This is a genomic window from Marinifilum sp. N1E240 (assembly GCF_009295825.1).
Taxonomy (GTDB): domain Bacteria; phylum Bacteroidota; class Bacteroidia; order Bacteroidales; family Marinifilaceae; genus Marinifilum_A; species Marinifilum_A sediminis.
This window is the reverse complement of sequence record NZ_WHKF01000005.1, coordinates 152,311-173,393: the sequence shown is the minus strand read 5'-3', so window position 1 is coordinate 173,393 and position 21,083 is coordinate 152,311. Positions and strand designations below refer to the sequence as shown.

General features: G+C 35.0%; 10 protein-coding genes. 8 read left to right on the top strand and 2 right to left on the bottom strand.

What is annotated here, in order from left to right; genetic code table 11:
- Together GCQ56_RS14180 and GCQ56_RS14175 are read left to right on the top strand one after the other, a co-directional pair.
- Positions 1-2,721 (top strand): carboxypeptidase-like regulatory domain-containing protein, encoded by a 2,721-nt coding sequence (locus GCQ56_RS14180; RefSeq protein ID WP_152735149.1) that lies wholly within the window; start codon positions 1-3, stop codon positions 2,719-2,721.
- A gap of 4 nt (positions 2,722-2,725) precedes the next feature.
- Entirely contained in the window at positions 2,726-4,843 is a 2,118-nt protein-coding gene (locus GCQ56_RS14175; protein WP_152735148.1) for a hypothetical protein, read from the top strand.
- 46 nt (positions 4,844-4,889) lie between these two features.
- On the opposite strand, the gene GCQ56_RS14170 is transcribed toward GCQ56_RS14175, so the two are convergent.
- Both GCQ56_RS14170 and GCQ56_RS14165 read right to left on the bottom strand, forming a co-directional pair.
- Complete coding sequence (locus GCQ56_RS14170; RefSeq protein WP_152735147.1) at positions 4,890-5,234, bottom strand: rhodanese-like domain-containing protein; 345 nt, start codon at positions 5,232-5,234, stop codon at positions 4,890-4,892.
- A 107-nt stretch (positions 5,235-5,341) separates the two neighbouring features.
- Positions 5,342-5,734 (bottom strand): carboxymuconolactone decarboxylase family protein, encoded by a 393-nt coding sequence (locus tag GCQ56_RS14165; protein ID WP_193323796.1) that lies wholly within the window; start codon positions 5,732-5,734, stop codon positions 5,342-5,344.
- A gap of 488 nt (positions 5,735-6,222) precedes the next feature.
- Between GCQ56_RS14165 and GCQ56_RS14160 the strand changes: the two genes are divergently transcribed.
- The 6 genes from GCQ56_RS14160 (at position 6,223) to GCQ56_RS14135 (ending at position 21,069) form a co-directional block, all read left to right on the top strand.
- A complete protein-coding gene (locus tag GCQ56_RS14160; protein ID WP_152735145.1) occupies positions 6,223-7,107 on the top strand; it encodes an ABC transporter ATP-binding protein in 885 nt (294 codons plus the stop codon).
- A 6-nt stretch (positions 7,108-7,113) separates the two neighbouring features.
- Positions 7,114-10,458: a hypothetical protein gene (locus GCQ56_RS14155; protein WP_152735144.1), complete on the top strand. Its 3,345-nt coding sequence runs from the start codon at positions 7,114-7,116 to the stop codon at positions 10,456-10,458.
- A 22-nt stretch (positions 10,459-10,480) separates the two neighbouring features.
- A complete protein-coding gene (locus GCQ56_RS14150) occupies positions 10,481-11,980 on the top strand; it encodes a TolC family protein (RefSeq protein WP_152735143.1) in 1,500 nt (499 codons plus the stop codon).
- A 40-nt stretch (positions 11,981-12,020) separates the two neighbouring features.
- Positions 12,021-13,070, top strand: a complete 1,050-nt coding sequence (locus tag GCQ56_RS14145; protein WP_193323795.1) for an efflux RND transporter periplasmic adaptor subunit — start codon at positions 12,021-12,023, stop codon at positions 13,068-13,070.
- Positions 13,071-13,121: 51 nt separating this feature from the next.
- A complete protein-coding gene (locus GCQ56_RS14140; protein WP_152735141.1) occupies positions 13,122-16,265 on the top strand; it encodes an efflux RND transporter permease subunit in 3,144 nt (1,047 codons plus the stop codon).
- A gap of 64 nt (positions 16,266-16,329) precedes the next feature.
- Positions 16,330-21,069, top strand: a complete 4,740-nt coding sequence (locus GCQ56_RS14135; RefSeq protein ID WP_152735140.1) for an efflux RND transporter permease subunit — start codon at positions 16,330-16,332, stop codon at positions 21,067-21,069.
- Positions 21,070-21,083 lie beyond the last annotated feature (14 nt).

Below are 21,083 nucleotides of genomic sequence, written 5' to 3'. Positions count from 1 at the left end.
ATGAAAAAGATAATCCTAACCACACTGTGCTTTTGCATTCTATTTCTCAATATATCAAAGGCACAGGAAAATTTCTCAATTGGATACGACGGAATGACATTTGAAGAATTTTCTACAAAACTTGAATCTGATTTCAAGATTAACATATACTACAAAAGCGAATGGGTTTCTGATATTAAACTGAATAAAAAATATTCGAATCAGCCTATTTTGGAAATTCTTCAAGATATTTTAATTGATACGGATATTAACTTTATCATTAGAGATAAGGTGATAATATTAACCAAGGGAATAAATCTTAAATCGGAATTTTCTATAAACAACAAAACTCCCGAAACTCCTATTAACAAGGAGGTTAAAAATGAATCGGAACAAGATTACAATAACTTACAGGAACAAGAATATATCATTCATTATATTGGATCATCACTTGGGAAAAGTAAAGTAAAACTATTTGGATATATTTCTCATTTTGAGAGCCAATCTCCAATAAAATCAGTTGAAATATTTCTGCCTAATAAATCGAAAGGCGTAACATCCGACACTAAAGGATATTATGAGTTAGAACTGCCACCTGGAAGCTATACTTTGAATTATAGGTTCATGGGTCTTAAACCTACGAGCCGAAAAATTAATTTGCGAGGAGACGGTCGCCTAGACATTCAAATGACCAATGAAATTAGACAAATAAAAGAAGTTCGAGTTACAGCCAAAGATGATAAAGTTCGGAGAACATCGATGGGTACTGAGCACATTAAAATGGAGGAAGTACATAGTTTGCCAACGGCTTTAGGTGAACCTGATATTATAAAAAGTACAACAATGTTACCTGGTGTAGAAAGTTCAGGTGAAGGGTCGATAGGATTTAATGTAAGAGGTGGATCTTCTGATCAGAACCTTATCCTAATTGATAATGCTCCAATTTACTATCCGGCACACTTTTTTGGATTTTTCTCTCCATTTAATAGTGATATTATAAATGAGGCAAGCCTCTATAAAGCTAGTATTCCTACGCAATTTGGAGGTCGAATATCCTCAACATACGATATTCACTCGCACAGAAAAGTAACCGATAAAATTCATGCAAAAATGGGTATTAGCCCAGTTTCATCTAAGTTATATTTAGATGCTCCTCTGATAAAAAATAAATTATCTATCATCAATTCATTCCGATTTACCTATTCAGATTGGATCATGGAAAAAATAGATTCTAAAGAACTAATTAACAGCTCATCTAATTTTTACGATCTACATGGGAAAGTTTTGTTTAAACCAAATATCAACAATCAAATTGAATTGAGCTATTATAAAAGTAATGATGAATTTCAGTTGCATTCTGATACTCTATATAATTTTAACAATTTCATTGGATCACTAAACTGGCGTCATCGATTTTCTGAGAAATTAAAAACAGTTAATACAGTATACAGAACTCAGTTTTCGTATGATATGAGTACAAGCGAGGTGGCAAGTAGTGCTTTTAAATTGGAACATGAAGTTAAAGAAACTGGAGGAAAATCTGTTTGGACATACGAGAAAAATCTGAATACCAGTTACCAATTTGGAGCAGATGTTAAACATTACAACATCACCCCTGGAGAACTAAAAGCTAATTCCGATTCTTCCCTAGTTGCCTATAATAAAATAGATCCGGAAGAAGCTGTTGAATCGGCACTTTTTTTAGGTGGAAATTTTAATTTACTACCTTCTTTAACTCTGGAAGCTGGTTTGCGATATTCCATGTATGGAAATGTTGGATCTAAAGAGGAATTGGTTTATTTAAATAATACTCCTGGAAGCTATAGCATATTAGATACAATAACGAAATCAGGATTCAACAATCTTGAGCATGGACCTGAATTCCGTTTAAGCTTTAGCTACACTTTAAATTCGAGCTCATCAATAAAAGCAAGTTACAATAGAAACAGGCAATACATTCATCTTTTATCTAACACAACCTCAATTTCACCAACCGACACGTGGAAATTATCCGATAAATACATAAAACCACAAATTGGTGATCAGTATTCGCTTGGTTTATATAAAAACATAAACAACGCAGCTTCAGAATTTTCAATGGAAGTTTACTACAAGAGAATAGAAAATGCAAAAGATTACAAAGATGGTGCAGAATTGTATTTAAATGAATTTGCCGAAACGGAAGTATTAAATGCTACTGGTAAGAATTATGGAATTGAACTTATGTACCGAAAAAATGTAGGAAGATTTAAGGCTGCAATTAGTTATTCCTATTCAAGGAGTTATTTAAAATCAGATGATAAAACAGGTGAATTCGCAGTAAACAATGGTGAATTCTATCGAGCTCCATTTGACAAACCTCACAACCTAAAAACATTCTTAAGTTTGAAACTGTCTAGAAGATTTATTGTCTCTACAAACCTTACCTATCACACTGGGCGTCCTTCCACTTATCCAGTTGCAAAATACTATGTACAAGATATTCCTGTTTTATACTATTCGAAGAGAAATGCCTATCGTTTACCGAATTATTTTAGAATGGATTTTTCCATTCTCATGCAAGGTAATTTAAAGAAAAAGAAAGCTTTTCACTCCTCTTTAGCCTTTGGTATTTACAATTTAACTGGAAGGAATAATGCCTATTCAGTTTATTTTAGATCTGATCATAACGAAGTAACGGGTTATAAGTTGTCGATTTTCGGACAGGCAATTCCAACCGTAACCTATAATATTGAATTTTAGAGCTATGAGAAAAATATTTTTTACTATATCAGTACTGATTATCATTTTATTTAGTGGTAAATCCGCTGTAGCTCAAAAGGAAAAGAGTTACCCTACCGAAAAAATATATCTTCACCTGCAAAAAAGCATTTTTATAGCAGGAGAAGATGTAAACTTTAAAGCATATTGTCTTGATTTATCAAACAACAAACTCTCTAAACTAAGTAATATTGCATACATAGAATTGGTTAATAAAAATGGATTTCCTGTTGCCAAGCAAAGTATAATTATAGAGAACGGAGCAGGACATGGTGGAGTTATTACAAATGAACTTTTACCAAGTGGTTATTACTCTATAAACGCATATACGCATTGGGGAAACAACATCGGCAAAGACTTAATCAGTGTATATCCGATTTATATTTACAATAATAACGCTAATGGACAGAAGCCAGAAATATTTACCAACAACTCACAAATCAATATTATAAAAACCAATGATTGGGTAAATAGTACTTCAATTGGAAATGATTCGAATGATGAAGTGAATGTTAAAACAAAATTGATTGATCTGGAACGAATTCTTGCCATAAACATAGAACATCCTGATACAAATATAATTGCCAGCGAATTACATCACATTAAACTTTCATCACAAACTGATATTGAATGGAAAAAAGAGTTTAGATTTGTGAATGGTAAATGGGACACAAACATAAAGTTATCTGAATTAAAATCTCCAATATATTACCTTAACATTACCAATCACGAAGGAAATTCCATCTATCAAAACACACTATATTTAGATAAGATTTGGTATAAACAAGTTATTGAAAAACCTAGATTAAAAGTAAAAAGCAGGCAAAAAAACAAGATCATTTTGCAATTATCTGACCTTTCCTATAAATCTGATAGTCTCTTTGTTTCTGCTAGTATCATAAAAAAAGAGCCTATTCCTATTGCTAAAAATATAATCACCTTTCAAAACTTTTATAAAAATTTTAACTATCAATCAAACGAAACGAATGATAATTTAGATCAAATCACTAATAATAAATGGCTTGGGAATAAAAAACTATTACCAATTTGGCTAAATGTAAATTCAACATATCCGCAATCTGATTCAAGATATATTGAAAAAGACAATTATATACTTGAAGGACAAGCTGTAAATAAGGAGACAAACTCTCCTCACTCAAATTCCGAAGTTTTCTTATCGAAAATTGGTGAATTTGCTGATATACAACCTTTTTTAACCAAAGAAAATGGGAAGTTTTATTTTCACCTTCCTTTAAAATCTGGTTTGCATGACATATCACTGCAAGTAATTGATAATGACTCAATCGATATAAGATTTGATCTAAAATCGAAATACAATAAAACAGGATTGTTCTATCCGTTGAAGGCACTGAACCTTTCATCTGAGAAAAACAAAGAGTTTATTAAAAATCAGTGGGAGAATTATAAAATTCGCAACATATACAAACAACTAGATATCAATAATCAAAGTGATTCAACTTTATACAGAGCCGAAAGCAATTTCTTTAATGATCCTAAATTAAAAATCAGTATTGATGACTACGTTCGTCTGGATTCTTTAGATGAATATTTTCATGAACTAATTTCGCATGTAAAAATCAAATACCGTAAAAAACAGGCTTTAATGAATGTTTACAACTATGATCAGCATAGATTGATGAATCAAAAACCATTATTTCTTTACGATGGGCTAATTATATCCAATCCTACTGAAATACTTGCTAAAAGCCCAAATGAAATTGAAAGAATAGAAGTTGTTCCTTACGAATACTTTTATAAATCTTCTCATTTTTACGGCATTGTTCACGTTATTTCAAGAAATAAAACATGCGAAGTTTCGAGTTTACCAAATAATACAGAACGCTATTATCTGCCTCTGTTTATTTCTGAAATTCAAAAATCGGGTTATCAAAAGCCCGAAAAACATCAACCTGATTTTAGAACAGATCTACTCTGGGAACCAAATTTAACTCTAACCAAAAACAACGAAATTAAGTTAGAATTTATATCCAGTGATGTGAAAGGAGAGTATGAATTGGTTCTAGAAGGAATTTCAGAAAAAGGGGAACCGATTGTGTTAAAACAAAGTATTTTAATTGAATAAATCTATGAATCGAGTCACAATAATTTTGTGGCTCGATTGATCTTAATTATCTATATCTCTGCATTTTAGAATCCACCTCAATAGACCAACGATCAATTCCTCCCTTTAAATTATAAACACGAGAAAATCCATTTTTTTTCAGGTAATTCATTACCTGTCGACTTCTTATTCCCATATGACAGAATACGACTAAATCCTTATTTTTAGGAAGTTCTTCCAATTTAGTAGGAATTTGTCCCATAGGTACATGCATGGCATTCTCAATATGACAAATTTGAATTTCAACAGGTTCACGAACATCCAACATCAGCATATCTTGCCTCTTCTCCATCTCCTGCAACAATTCAAGAGGAGTAAATTCATTTATCTCTAAAGGATCTTTTTTAAACATGATAATTAAACTTTTCCGTTTGTATCAATATAAAGATAGATAGAATTCAGAAAAAAAGAGAGAATCAATTTTGATTCTCTCCATACTATTTGGTCTTCATAAATTAATTAATCTTGCAGGTGCAATGATCTTACATGATCACATGCCGAATCAATTTCCTTTGTAAATTCATTGTAATCCAACTGCATTCCATTCACATACGCACTCCAACCAGCAGTTGCTTTTGCAAAATGAACTGCTTCCTCAAGTTCTTGTTCCGTTGCTCCGTTTAACTTAGCCATCTCAGCATGAAAATATGTACAATATCTACATTTGGTAACAGCAGCAATCGAAAGTCCAATTAATTCACGATTCTTGGCATTAATCGCACCATCTTCAATCTGTAATTTTTTAAATAAATTCCACTCTAATTCCAAAGTATTATCCGGAATCAGTTTGAACATTGTTGGCACCAATCCAAACATTTGTTCAATTTCATCATAAATTTTCTTCCGCTTCATATCATCATCCTCCATTTGTGATAAAACACAAATTACCTCTTTATCAGAACGATGTCAATACTTTATCAAAATCTAAATAACAATTGAATGAGTTTGCAATAAATTAAGAAAAAGCGATTTTCATTAATCTTTGAACTTATTCTTCCAACTCGTATATTTCCTTTATAAAAATATTTACAACCAATACTATATATCATAAAATTGATCTGTTAAAAATCTATAATCAGATTCTATTTAGATTTCTCATTTTAATTGAAAATACATTTCCCGAATAATTTATTTAGAATAATTGTAAAAAATTGTAACCATTTCTTCCAATACCTTGTCTCATATCTTATGTAGGTCGTGTAAACTATCAACTTCGTCGAAAAGTATAAACTCAATGAAGTAAAGTTTAGCATAAATTGTAAATTTGATAGGAAACCAACCAATTACTTTTGCATTGCATTACACACCAATAGTGCGCTAACCTAAATAAGAAGCCTTTAATGCAGATCAATATCAATCAGCTAAGTAAAATATATCCTAATGGTAAAAAAGCATTAGATAATGTTAACCTTGAAATTGGAAACGGCATGTTTGGATTACTAGGTCCAAATGGTGCAGGAAAATCAAGTTTAATGAGAATTTTAGTAAGCTTAATGGAGCCTACTCAAGGTTCTGTTACAGTTGATTCTTATGACCTAATGAAGAATCGAAAGGAAATAAGAAGCATGCTGGGCTACTTACCGCAAGATTTCAGATTCTTTTCAAAATTAAAAACCTGGGAATTTCTGGATTACGCAGCTTCCTTATCAGGTGAAAAAAGCAAGAAAATCAGATTGCAAAAAGTAGATGAGTGGCTTGAAAAAGTCGGTTTATTTGATGTTCGAGAACGCGACGCCAATAAACTATCAGGAGGAATGAAGCGAAGATTAGGTATCGCTCAAACCTTAATTGGTAATCCTAAAATTGTGATTGTTGATGAGCCAACTACAGGACTTGATCCTGAAGAAAGAATCCGATTCAGAAATATACTTTCTGAAATTAGTCAGCAAGATGTGATCATTATTCTATCGACTCATATTGTTGGAGATATTTCGAGCGTTTGTAACAACCTGGCACTTTTAAATAGTGGACAAGTTGCATTTCAAGGATCACCACAAGCTTTAATAGAACAAGCCAAAGGGCATGTTTGGCAGGTTAGCACATCGGGCTACGAGTACGATTTAATTAAAGACAAATATGCCGTGGTTTCAACCATTCCAACTCAGGAAGGGTGGGAAGTGCAACTAATCGGTGATGGCAGTCAATTTAAGAACGCAATTGAGTTGGAGCCAAATCTGGAACATGCCTATGTTTATTTTATGGAAAAATCACCGACCTTAATTTAGCCTAATATGATTTCTCTACACACCATACGTACAGTTGCCAAATACGAAACCAGAACTCTGCTCAGATCTTGGTTTTTTAGAATTTTTGCAGGCTTATCAATTTTGTTTGTTGCAGGTTTTAATATTGCTGCTTTTGTTGAAGATAGTGGCGCACCTTGGCTATACAGAGCAATACCTGCAGCCATTCCTTATGCCAACCTTATCATTCTAAATTTGGGACAAGCAATTGTCGCAGTGTTTCTGGCATCAGAATTTTTGAAACAGGATAGTAAGAATGATACCGTTGAAGTGATTTATGCCCGATCGATGACCAATAGTGAATATATTCTGGGTAAGTCATTTGGAATTATCATGGTATTTGTAATTCTTAATGTATTGATATTACTAATGGGAATAGGATTCTCCTTCATTAGTAACGAATCATCAAAAAGCATTTGGGTACTATTTTATTACCCACTTCTGATATCTATACCAACATTGATTTACATTCTTGGTTTGGCTTTCTTTTTAATGATTGTCCTGAAAAATCAAGCAATTACATTCATCATTTTACTTGGATATATTGCCCTAACTATCTTTTATCTCAATACGAAATTTTACCACATCTTCGACTATATCGCCTATCAAATTCCAATGATGAATTCTACCATTGGTGGATTTGGAGATATTGTTGAGGTGGCAATTCATCGTGGTATTTATTTCTTTTTAGGTATTGGCTTGATCTTTTTTACCATCGCAAAATTACCGCGTTTGCCTCAAGCAAAGAGGCTGGTTTCCTTACCAATTTATCTAGCATTTTTTTGTTTTATCATTGGTGGGCTGCTATCTAAAAAATACCTGGATATTAAAATTGGCGGACAGGAATATAGAGAACAATTAATAGCCTTAAACGATAAGTATGTGAACCAACCTAAGGTTGATGTTGTTTCAAATTTTATTGATTTAGCGCATACAGGAGAAGAGATTTCTGTAAAAGCAAAACTGGAAATTTTAAATTCTTCAAAATCATCGATAGATACAATAATCTTTAGTTTAAATCCTGACTTACAAGTTTACTCGGTAAGTTCTATGGGCGAAAATCTTGAATTTAGACGAGAATTACAAGTATTAAAAGTCATTCCTGCTAAAGGTTTAAGTTCTGAAGAGAAAATGATTTTGGATATTTTTTACAGAGGTGGTATTGATGAGAGAACTCACTTTTTAGATCAAAATCCGGAATTGGCAACTGGGAATTTTACAGCTGAAATGTTTCGTATTCGCAAGAGATATTCTTACCTACAAGAAGATTTTGTTTGCCTAACAAACGAAGCTCTTTGGTATCCGATTTCAGGAGTAGGTTACTCATCGAAAAATCCAACTTTACATTCTCCAGATTTCACACAATATTCTCTTGATGTACATACTTCGAATTCTTTAGTTCCGGTTTCCCAAGGAGATCTTAAAACAACTGAAGATGGCGTTTATGAATTTCGACCAGAAAATAAACTGCCACAAATTAGTCTATTAATAGGTGATTACAAACAATATACAACTACGATAGATTCTATTGACTATTCCATATTCTCGATTAAAGGGAATGAATTTTTCCTAAAACATTTCGATGCAATTCAGGATAGCCTACCAAGTTTAATTCGTGAATTGAAGAACGAATATGAAACCACACATGGTTTGGAATATCCTTTTAAAAGATTTTCTCTTGCCGAAGTCCCAATTCAATTTGCTTTGGACAAGCACATTTGGTCTATAGCCAGTGATGCTGTGCAACCAGAGATTATTTTCTATCCTGAAAAAGGTGTTGTAATGGAAGAAACGGATTTTAAAAGAAGAAGAAATCGTTTCGAAAAAAGAATGAAGCGTGATAATGAAGAAGTTTCTGACGAAGAATTACAAGCAAGAATGTTGAAACGATTTATTCGTGGAAATTTTATGCCTCCAACAACGGAATGGTATCAATTCGATCATGTGGATAGAAACACCTATTCACTATTTCCGAATTATTATACATTTACAACCGATTTAAACTCAAAAGAATATTCGGCATTAAATTTTGCATTAGGAGTTTACTTAAAAGAAAAGCATGAAACTACTCAAAGGCAATCTCGCTGGCGTTTCGATGGAATAAGTAAAACAGAACGAATCAATCTGGAATTAAAGAAATCGACACTAAAGGAACTTACAATTGCCGGAATTAATAAGGCAGATGATAATGATGAACAGATTTATGTGAATGATGTTTTAAGAGCTAAAGGAACTCATCTGTTTTCTTTACTTAATGCTCGATATGGTGAAAAAGATTTTACAGATTTCCTTATTAACTATGTTGATACTCATCAGTTTCAAAATAGCGATTTCAATGAATTCGATCAAGCAATAAAATCCAATTTCGATGCATCAATAGAGGAAGAGGTAAAGGATTGGTACACCACTAAAAAACTGCCTGGTTTTTTAATTAAAGATCTGGAAACCTATAAAGTAAAAGATGGCGATCACATTAAATATCAAATCCGTTTTAAGATTTCAAATCCGGAATCGGTTGATGGAATCGTAAGTGTAAATATCGAAACTGGCGGTCAGAATCGTAGACGAGGAAGAAGAAATCAAGGCAATAAAAATCCCGATTTTACCAAGTCTATTTTTATTCCGGCAAATTCAGCTCGAGAGTTAGGTTTTGTATTTCCATCTCAACCCGGAAGAATGAATGTTTTCACACATATTTCTGAGAATTTACCCAACAGTTTAATATATGATTTCAGTGATTTTTCAGAAACCAAAAAGAGTCAGTTTTTTAATGAAGTAAAAGATGTTGCTCCTTTCGAAGGAATTCTTGCCGATAATGAATTTGTGGTGGACAATGAGGACAAAGGATTCGAATACGTTCAGATATCAAATAAAAGTCAACTGAAAAAATGGGTTGATGAAAGAAGAGGATCAGAAGAAGAATATTCGCGATTGAGAACCTGGAATCCGCCAAACGAATGGAAAAATGTACTTCGATCAGGTTTCTTTGGAAAATATGTGCGATCCGCATTTTTCACAAAATCCGGACAAGGAGAAAGAACTGCCAGTTGGAAAGCAGAAGTAAAAAACAAAGGTTATTACGATATCTACTGCCATATTGAAAAGGTAGAACACTGGGGACGAAAAAGAAAATCCAAAGCGGATTACAACTTTAAAATTTATCATGAAGATGGTTTTGAAGAGGTGAATAAATCCGATCAGGAGTTGGACAATGGATGGAATTATTTAGGTAGTTACTACATCACTCCTGAAACAGCAAAAGTGGAACTTATAAATAAATCGGTAGGTCCCTATCTTTTTGCTGATGCAATAAAATGGATAGAAAATAAATAAAATATACAAATACTTATAGGCGATGATCATTACCAAAACAAAGCTCTCACTTGTACTTGCAATATGTATTGGAGCAATATTTTTAAGCTCGACAAAAGCAAATGCACAAAAAGAAATCACCTTAGAGGAATCTCTTTTAATTGCTTTTGAAAATAGTCCTGACATTAAAAAATCGAGGATTAATATGATGCAAAACAAAGAACAATTGAATGCTCAGTTGGCATCTTTGCGTTCCCGATTTTCATTCGATGTAACTCCATTATCTTATAGCAAAACAGAAACCTATGAGGAGTATTTCTCAAAATGGAATACGTCTGAAAATAAAGGTGCAAATGGAACATTTATTGTTTCTCAACCTATAAAATATACCGATGGTAGATTGTCTTTAAGAAATGAATTTGGCTATCAGGATAACTACTCTGAAGCAAGTAATTCTTCCTACTCAGGATATAACAATTCACTTTATATGCAGTATGATCAGCCGCTATTCACCTACAATAAAACCAAAATGGATTTAACCCGCAATGAGTTGAATCTTGAAAATGCAACTCTTGCCTACTCCATTCAAATGTTGAATATGGAGCGACAAGTAAATCAAGCATTTTATTCAATCTACCAAAAACAGATGGCTTTAAAAATTGCCGAGGAGGAGTTCGATAATCAAGTAATAAGTAAGGATATTATTGCAAGTAAGGTTGAGGGTGGGTTGTCAGCTAAAGAAGAGTTGTATCAGGCTGAGTTAAATTTTGCTACCAGTAAATCTAATTTAGATAACAATCGGGTTGAATTGGAAAATGCAAAAGACGAATTCAAATTGCTTTTGGGTATTTCTCTTTACGAAGACATTACAGTTAGTACCGATATTAAATATGTCCCTGTAGTTGTTAATTTAGAAAAAGCGATCCAAAATGGTTTAAGTCAAAGGTTGGAATTAACACAGCGTGAAATTGATCTGAACAATGCCAAATTCGATTTGATTCAAACCTCTGCTGTAAATGAATTCAAAGGAAATGTAAGTCTTTCGATCGGGATTATGGGAAATAACGAAAAACTGGCAGACGTATACAACCGACCAACCAAAAGTCCGAAAGCTGAAATTACTTTTTCCATTCCAATTTTTGATTGGGGCGAGAGAAAAGCCAGAATAAGAGCTGCCGAACTGGAAGTGGAAAGTCGTGAAATTGATAAGAATGTCTTGAAAGATGACATCACAATCAACATTCGAAAAATTTATAGAAACCTACAGAATTTGATTCAGCAAATAGACATTGCCAAGCAAAATGAAAAGAATGCTGAATTGACCTACGATATCAATTTAGAGAGATATAAAAACGGAGATTTAACCAGTATAGATCTGGAGCGATTCCAGAATCAGTTATCTGAGAAGAAAATGAATCTTGCTAACTCACTGATCAACTACAAACTTGAATTGCTGAATTTAAAAATACAATCTCTTTGGGATTTTGAAAATGACAGATCTTTTGTTCCACAGGAGCTTCAGGAAAATCTGATAATGGAATAATCTACAAACAATCATGACACACCATACAAACGCCTACAATATGAAACGAATTGCATTTATCATCATTAGTTTAGCCTTATTTACAGCCTGTAACGAAAAAGATACGGAGTTAAATAAAGATATCGCCGTTCAGGTATCTGTTGAAGAAATTGTTCCCAAAGGAATAGAAAAATACATCAGTACAACCGGAACAGTGAATCCGATTAAAACGGTCGATTTAAAGAGTGAGGTTGGAGGAAAATACCACCTGATGATCAATCCAAGAACCAACAGAAAATTTGAGTTGGGAGACTATGTACAGGAAGGAATCGATGTTATTGTTTTAGAGGATAAAGAGTACGAGAACAATATTAAAATCAAATCCTTAGAACTGAGATTGGAAATTTCCAAGCAAGTATTTGAGAAACAACAATCTCTTTATAAAAAAGGCGGTGTTACCCTTTCTGAGTTGAAAAATGCTGAAATTGATTTAATCAACGCAAAGTATTCTTACGAAGATGCAATATATCGTTTAGCGAAATTGAAAGTACAAGCTCCTTTTTCAGGCATTATCACCAACCTGAATTATTATACCGAAAATACTCGTATAGAAGCAGCATCACCAGTTCTTAGCATGATGGATTACAGCAAACTACATATGGAAGTACAGTTGGCTGAGAAAAATATGGGATCCATTAAAACTGGGCAGGAAGTAAATATTGTGAATTATACACTTCTAGGAGATACTTTACAAGCTGTGTTGGCTCAAATTTCACCGGCAATCGACTCTGAAACAAGATCGTTTAAAGCCATTGTCAATATCAACAACTCAAAATTAAAACTTCGCCCTGGAATGTTTGCTAAGGGAGAGATTATTGTGGCAAGTGCCGATTCTACTATTGTAATCCCTAAGGATGTAATTCTTAACAAACAAAAGGGACATACTGTATTTGTTGTGAACAAGGGATTAGCCGAAGAAAGAATCATTGAGTTTGGTCTTGAAAATCCGGATGTAGTTCAGGTGATTTCAGGACTGGAGAAGAAAGATCGATTGGTGGTTAAAGGCTTTGAAACGCTAAGAAACAGATCGAAAATTAAAGTGGTGAAATAGCAAGTTCTTTTCCATAGACTTAGCCTTATTCACAGATTAAAAGAATTCAAAATGAAGAAAATAACACAATTTTCGGTCAATTACCCGGTAACAGTCTCCATGATTGTTATGGCGATATTGCTTTTAGGATATGTATCCTTAGGCAAACTCAATGTTGATTTGTTTCCCGAGATGAATGCTCCCCGCATTTTTGTTGAAATTAAAGCAGGAGAACGTCCACCCGAAGAAATAGAGAAGCAATTTATTGAAAGTATAGAAGCTCAATCCATTCGTCAGAAAGGTGTAAGTCAGGTTTCGTCGGTTTGTATGGTAGGTTCGGCGAGAGTAACTGTTGAATACACTTGGGGCAGTGATATGGATGAAGCCTTTCTCGATTTGCAGAAAGCTTTAACCACATATAGTCAGGATGCTGAAATAGATGAATTCACCATTACTCAGCACGATCCAAATGCATCACCAATTTTAATTCTAGGAATGCTTCATCCGGAAATTAAAGACATGGATGAATTGCGAAAAGTAGGTGAAAACTACATTCGTAATGAGCTGATTCGTTTGGAAGGAATTGCAGAAGTTGAACTAACAGGAACTCAGGAAAAAGAGATTCGAATTGAAACCAATCAGTACCTTTTGGATGCTCATAATATAACCGTAAACGAGATTGTACAGAAGATTCAGAATCTGAATCAGAATGTTTCCGGAGGAAGCATTGTAGAAATGGGAACGAAATACATCATCAAAGGATCTGGTTTGATTCGAAATGTTGAAGAGATCGAAAATGTAATTGTAGGAATAAAACAGTCAACTGCAGCCTCTGCCTCATCATCCAATCAAATGGGTGCCAATCAACAAACTTTGGTAAAAGACAGAGTTCCAATTCTTTTAAAAGATGTAGCTAATGTAAGCTTTGCTCCTAAGAAAGTTCAAAACTTGGTTAGAATTAATGGCGAAAGATGTGTTGGTTTATCCATCTACAAAGAAACTGGATCGAATACTGTAAAAGCAGTTGAAGATTTTGAAAAGACAATGACTTCTATTAAAAAAGCATTGCCTGGTTACCAGTTCATCGTAGTTCAAAATCAAGGCAAGTTTATTCAAAAAGCAATCGACGAAGTGGAAGAAACAGCACTAATTGGAGTGTTAATTGCCATACTCGTTTTATTTGTCTTTTTAAGAAGAGTGAAGGTAACTGCAATTGTAAGCTTTGCCATTCCCATTTCCATTATTGCGACATTTAATCTGATGTATTTTAATGGTTTAAGTTTGAACATTATGACCTTAGGTGGTTTGGCTTTGGGAGCTGGTATGCTGGTTGACAATGCCATTGTAGTAATTGAAAACATCTTCAGAAAAATGGAAATGGGCTTATCCGTAAAGGATGCAGCCATTGAAGGAACCTCAGAAGTTGGAGGTGCAATTGTTGCCTCAACACTTACAACCATTGTGGTTTTCTTACCAATCGTTTATTTGCATGGTGCATCAGGAGCTTTGTTCAAAGATCAGGCTTGGACAGTTGCGTTTTCCCTTATTGCTTCCCTTTTTGTTGCAATTCTGGTTATCCCAATGTTATTCAATTATGCATACAAAGGGAAAAAGAAAAAAATAGAATTCAAATCCGTAAAAATAGGATGGTATGGAGACCTGCTTTCTACACTTTTGAATCGCAGAAGTTTGGTAATTGGTAGTGCTTGTGTACTAATTATACTTACCGGTTTAATTCTGCCCTATGTTGGTAATGAATATCTACCTAAAAGTGGAGTTGGTGAATTTAGTTTGGATATAGAATTAAAGGAAGGCACGCAACTGGATAGAACATCTCAAACGGTGGAGGCAATTGAATCTATGCTCCATCAATCCATGGGCGACCAAATTGCCAATATTTATACACAGGTTGGACCAGGTAGTGGTTCCAATTCCGATAAGGCAGTTTTCCAAAATGAAAATACTGCCAGCATTAAAATTCGCTTGAAGGATGAATATATCGCTCAATCGGAAAGCATTCTCAAAAATGTAGGAACAATGGTTAGCGATATTCCTAATGCAGAGATATCAATAATACGAGATGAAACAGCACTTCAATCGACCATTGGAACCGAAGATGCTCCAATTGAGGTAGAAGTAAAAGGGAAAGATATTGAGGTATTGGAAAGAATTTCAAACGAAATTAAAGGGCTATTGGTTCAAGTTCCTGATTTGGCAAATGTGAAAACCAATATCGAAGAAGGAGCTCCAGAAATTGATGTTATCATTGATCGTTATAAGGCTGGAATTTTCAACCTTTCAACAGATGCCATTACGGGTCAGCTACAAGATATGTTGATGGGTAAAAATGCTGGTAAATTCGAAAAAGGTGGAGAAATGAACGACATTAGCATTCACATGCCTGAACCAGGTTTATCCGAATTGAATACCCTTTTGCTAAAAAGTGGAGATTCTGAAATTCCTCTATACGAAGTAGCTACTATCAAAAAGTCGTCTTCTCCAAAACAGATGTTAAGAAGAAATCAAACGCGAATTGGTAAGATTAGTGCCGATATTCAGGGAGATGCTGCTTTTGATCAAGTCATAGAGAAAATCAACGACAAATTAGCAAATGTTAATTTACCACAAGGTTATCAGGTAAGCTTAATTGGAGAAGAACAGAAAAGGCAGGAAGCCCTTTCAAATCTTAGTTTTGCATTAATGTTGTCCATCATTTTGGTCTATATGGTTATGGCTTCTCAGTTTGAATCTTTAATTCATCCATTCACCATTTTACTAACCATTCCTTTGGCTGGAGTTGGAGCAGTTTGGGCATTCTTTATATTGGGAATTCCAATGAATATTATGGCTTACATTGGTATTATTATGCTTGGAGGTATTGCGGTAAACGACTCTATTATTCTGGTTGATGCTATCAATCAGTTCAAGCAACAAGGCAATTCTCTAAAAGATTCGATTGTGATGGCAGGAGAAAATAGAATTCGCCCAATCATCATGACAAGTATAACCACCATATTAGCCCTACTTCCGTTGACAATAGGCTTTGGTGAAAGTGCTGCTTTAAGAGCTCCAATGGCAATTGCGGTTATTGCGGGTTTGGTAACATCCACCTTACTTACATTGGTTGTAATACCTTGTGTATACTATGCTTTTGATAGAGTGCAAACTTTTTTCCTTGAATCAAGAAAGGAAAGGCTTAACTACACAAAAGAGTAAACAGATATCAGCAAACAGTAACAAGCCAAACAGCCAAAGGCTATAGGCTTTAAGCTTAGATTATATGAATTTCATCATAAAAAGAAAGGTTTTAATTGCAATGCTCTTTACGGGTTTAAGCATGTTGGGGTATTTCTCCTACAAGCAATTACCCGTTGAGTTGATTCCTAATGCCAATCTTCCCATGCTTTTTGTTCAGGTTGGAACAGGAATAGAGGTTGATCCTCGATACATGGAGAGTCAGGCAATTATTCCTTTGGAAGGAGTTGCAGGAAGTTTGGAAGGAGTTGAGAAAATTTCCTCAACAGCAGGACAGCAACGTGGAAGTATTGAAATTTCCTTCGAACAGGGAACCAATATCAAATATGCCTATTTAAAGCTTGCCGAAAAGGTTGAGGAGGTAAAGAAAGATCTGCCGGCAGAATTTCAAATACAAGTTTTAAAGTTTGATATGGAGCAACTCAACAACATGTTCATGACCGTTCAGGTACGTGGAAGTGGAGGTGTTGACAGAGTTCGACAAATTACCGAAAATGAGATTCTGGATAAATTCCAAAATATAGAAGGGATTGCTAATGCGGCTGTTTTTGGAGGTCGTGAAAAGTCGATAGAAATATTGCTTCGCGATGATGTTTGCAAAAGTTATGGCATTAGTCCATCAGAGGTAAGATCCGTTTTAAATCAGAACAATAACTCCAGAACTTTTGCGGGTAAGGTGATCGAAAATGATAAAATGCACTTTGTGAATGTAGTTTCGGAATATACCGATATTAAGGAGTTGCATGAACTTGTTGTTAAAAAACAGGGAGATATCAGGTTAAAAGATATCGCCTACATTAGTTTTGGTGTAAAGGAACAAACCTCATACAGTCGTGTAAATGGCAAGGAAGCTGTTACCATGCAGATTACCAGAGATGCTCAATCGAACATTATTAAACTATCCGCGGTCACTCTCGAAAAAATTAAGGAATTAAATGAAGAACTGAAAGGCAAGGATATTGAAATTGTGGTGCAAACCAATATGGCTGAAACCATGGAAACCAATATCGATTTAATAATCGAACTGGCTTTGGTTGGTGGTGTTCTGGCTATTTTCATTCTGTGGATTTTCCTGAAAAACATCCGATTGGTGGCTGCTATTGCCTTGGCAATTCCAATATCGGTTTATACCGCTTTTAATTTCTTTTACGCTTATGGTATTAGTGTAAACACACTTACCCTTTTAGGTATGGCACTGGCTATTGGGATGCTTCTGGATAACAGCATTGTAGTTCTCGAAAACATATACCGACTGGCAGCACAAAAGAAAGATCCAGATACAGCTGTCATTCAGGGAACACGTGAAGTTTGGAGATCGATATTTGCAGCAACACTTACAACAATTACCGTATTTCTTCCCTTTACCTTTTCATCTAATTTCCTGATTGGGTTAATGGGCAAACACATTGGTGTTTCCATTATTTCTACTTTATTGGTTTCGCTTGTTGTTGCTCTTCTACTAATTCCAATGATTACCCATAGTTTCCTGAAGAGAAAAGGTGGGATTCGCACAGTTAATTTTGAAAACATCTCCTATCACAACCGTTTGGTTCAGATTTATTTGGTAATGCTAAAGTCTTGTATGCGCCATCCTGGAAGAACCATTTTGGGAGCATTGGGATTGTTCTTTATCACACTGCTTATCAGTTTAGGATTAAGTTTTATATCTACAGAAGAGACCGAAACCAAGGATTTGAAGTTGTATGTAACCCTTCCCGGGGGAACTACACTTAAAAATACCGATCTGTTTATTCGTGAGGTAGAAGGAAAACTGGAATCTCTTGAGGAGAAAAAAGACATTACAAGTCAGGTTTACGAAGAAGAAGCTGTTCTTACCATTTCCTTGATTGATGATTATCGTGAGAAACAAAATTTATCAGTTCCGGGAATCAAGCAAAACATTCTGGAACGTTTGGATGATTTACCAAAAGCATCATTTAGTTGGGAACCTCCTGCGCAAGGTCGCCGATTTGGTGGTGGCGGAGGCGATTTCGGTGGAGATAATCCATTTATGGAAATGCTGGGAATTGGAACACAACAAGAGAAATTGGTAATTAAAGGACAAGATTTTGATAAGATGCTGGATCTGTCAGAGGATTTAGAATACTATTTAAGTCAATTGAGTTCCATTAAAAATGTGAATGTTAGGATTCCTGCAAAACGACCTGAATTGCTACTGGAACTCGACAAGCAAGTTATGGCTTTGTATGATATTCCTGTCAGCTCTGTTTTATCTGAATTGAATTCCTTTCAAAAGGAATTTGCCAGTGGTGCCACATTTAAAGATGGAACCGAAGAGTACGATATCATTATAAAAACTATTAATGACACAGAACTGGAAACCCGCGATGCAAAAGACTTACGACAGTTAACAGTCCGTGGCAACCAGGGTGCTGAATTCGAATTGCAATCCATCAGTAAGCTAAATTTTACTGATGGATTGTCAACCATTAAAAGAACCAATCAGGAGAAGCAACTTGAGGTACAGTACAGCTTTTTAGATGAAGTAAACGATGAAAAAGATTTACTTACCGCAGGCAGAGTTGATGTTGACGAAATGGTGGAACGAATGACATTGCCTTCGGGAATTGCCGTTGAAATCATTCACGAGGACAATACCCTTGGCGAATTTAGCTTTCTAATGCTGATGGCAATTGTTTTGATCTTTATGATTCTTGCATCGGTATTCGAATCTTTTACCATGCCAATTGTAATGATGTTTTCCATTCCAATGGCAGCTATTGGATCATTGCTTGCGCTGATTGTAACCGGAACATCTTTGATGAATGCCAATGTATTTACTGGTTTAATCATTCTACTGGGAATTGTAGTCAACAACGGAATCATCATGATTGATTATTCCAATGTGTTGCAAAAAAGAGGTTATCGTGAATCTCGTGCATTGATGATGGCTGGACTGGCTCGTATTCGCCCAATATTAATTACAGCAATTACAACAATTATAGCACTTATGCCACTGGCATTAGGTCGTGCTGAGTACGTTACCCAAATTGGAGTTCCTTTTGCAATTACCGTAATTGGAGGCTTAAGTTTAAGTACGGTATTAACTCTGGTTTTTATTCCGACTTTATACGCCGGATTGCGAACCAGTTTAAACTGGATGCAAAGCCAAGAGGTGTGGGTTAAAGCAATACAGATAATTGCATGGGTAGCTGGAGCCTATTTTATTTACACCGAAGTAGATAGTAAAATATGGCAAATTATTGATTTTCTGGTATTGCTGATCTCAGTTCCTGCATGCACATACTTTGTTCAGGCAGGTTTAAGAAAAGCCAACGAAGAGCTAATTGCTGCCGACGAGCCTCTGCGTATCGAAATCAGAAATTTAGTGAAGATTTACGATTGGGACGGACGCTTTACTCGTGAGTGGAAATCGGGATTAAAAATTCGGGAACGATTGGGGTTAAAGGAGTCTTACGATACGTTTAAAGATTTTGTGACCCTTATCTGGCAGTTGCCATTAATTGCCTTTGTAGTGTTCTTCAACTACTATCATCTCGAAAATGAGTATTGGATGCTGTTTCTATCCCTTCTTTTCCAGATTATGCTCTTGTATTTTATAGCGCCAATAATGGAATATCGTAAAAACTTGCAAGAAAGAAAAAAAGGGAAGATTGGTCGCGCTTTGATATTTGTTCTACATAGAACAATTTATTGGGCATTTCCATTGATACTATTCGCCTATTTCTACCAGAAATATCAATTGGTTGGCTTGTTGATTCCTATAGGTATCATATGGTATTTAGCCTTACAGATTAAAGTGACTTCGGATAAAATCTATCGCGAAAAAATCAATATCAATCGCCTAAAAGGATCGTTTAGTGGTCTGCGCAAATTCTTCTATCGCTTTGTGCTGATTATTCCAATTATCGGAAAAAAGAAAGTACCATTTAAAGCAGTTAAAGGTGTTTCTTTTGATATCGGAAATGGTATGTTTGGTTTACTGGGACCTAATGGTGCCGGAAAATCTACTCTGATGAGAGTAATCTGTGGAATTTTGGAACAAAGCTATGGTCAAATAACCATTAACGGTATTGATGTTCGTGAAAAGCGTGAAGAGTTGCAGGGATTAATTGGATATCTGCCTCAGGAATTTGGCATGTACGAAAACATGAGTGCCTGGGATTTCTTGAACTATATGGGAATTCTGAAAAATCTAAAGGACAATAAAATCAGAAAAGAACGTGTAGAGTATGTGCTAAAAGCCGTTCACATGCTCGATCAGAAAGATGAGAAAATTGGTTCCTTCTCGGGAGGTATGAAACAAAGAATCGGAATTGCACAAATTCTCCTTCACTTGCCTAGAATATTGGTAGTTGATGAACCAACTGCCGGACTGGACCCTCGAGAGAGAATTCGCTTTAGAAACTTGTTGGTTGAACTGAGTCAGGATAGAATTGTGATTTTTTCTACTCATATTATCGAAGATGTAGCCAGCTCGTGTAACCGAGTTGCCGTAATGAAAAAAGGTGACTTGAAATATTTGGGCGAACCGGTTCACATGGCAGGAATAGCCGATCAGAAAGTTTGGATGTTGAATGTAACTCCTGAAGAATTTGAGCAATTAAAAACCGAACAGGTTATCATTCATCACATGCGCGATAAGGATACGATTCGTGTTCGCTGTCTGGCAGATGAACATCCGGGATACGATGCAGTACATACCAAGGCTAACCTTGAAGATGCTTACTTATGTTTGTTGAACGATTCGGATGAGAAAAAAATAACAATGGTTAATGCATAATATCAATTGACTCC

Excerpts from the sequence above, each read along its gene's own strand:
- GCQ56_RS14180 (WP_152735149.1), top strand. The coding sequence starts at position 1 with ATGAAAAAGATAATCCTAACCACACTGTGCTTTTGCATTCTATTTCTC.
- GCQ56_RS14175 (WP_152735148.1), top strand. The coding sequence starts at position 2,726 with ATGAGAAAAATATTTTTTACTATATCAGTACTGATTATCATTTTATTT.
- GCQ56_RS14170 (WP_152735147.1), bottom strand. The coding sequence starts at position 5,234 with ATGTTTAAAAAAGATCCTTTAGAGATAAATGAATTTACTCCTCTTGAA.
- GCQ56_RS14165 (WP_193323796.1), bottom strand. The coding sequence starts at position 5,734 with ATGAAGCGGAAGAAAATTTATGATGAAATTGAACAAATGTTTGGATTG.
- GCQ56_RS14160 (WP_152735145.1), top strand. The coding sequence starts at position 6,223 with ATGCAGATCAATATCAATCAGCTAAGTAAAATATATCCTAATGGTAAA.
- GCQ56_RS14155 (WP_152735144.1), top strand. The coding sequence starts at position 7,114 with ATGATTTCTCTACACACCATACGTACAGTTGCCAAATACGAAACCAGA.
- GCQ56_RS14150 (WP_152735143.1), top strand. The coding sequence starts at position 10,481 with ATGATCATTACCAAAACAAAGCTCTCACTTGTACTTGCAATATGTATT.
- GCQ56_RS14145 (WP_193323795.1), top strand. The coding sequence starts at position 12,021 with ATGAAACGAATTGCATTTATCATCATTAGTTTAGCCTTATTTACAGCC.
- GCQ56_RS14140 (WP_152735141.1), top strand. The coding sequence starts at position 13,122 with ATGAAGAAAATAACACAATTTTCGGTCAATTACCCGGTAACAGTCTCC.
- GCQ56_RS14135 (WP_152735140.1), top strand. The coding sequence starts at position 16,330 with ATGAATTTCATCATAAAAAGAAAGGTTTTAATTGCAATGCTCTTTACG.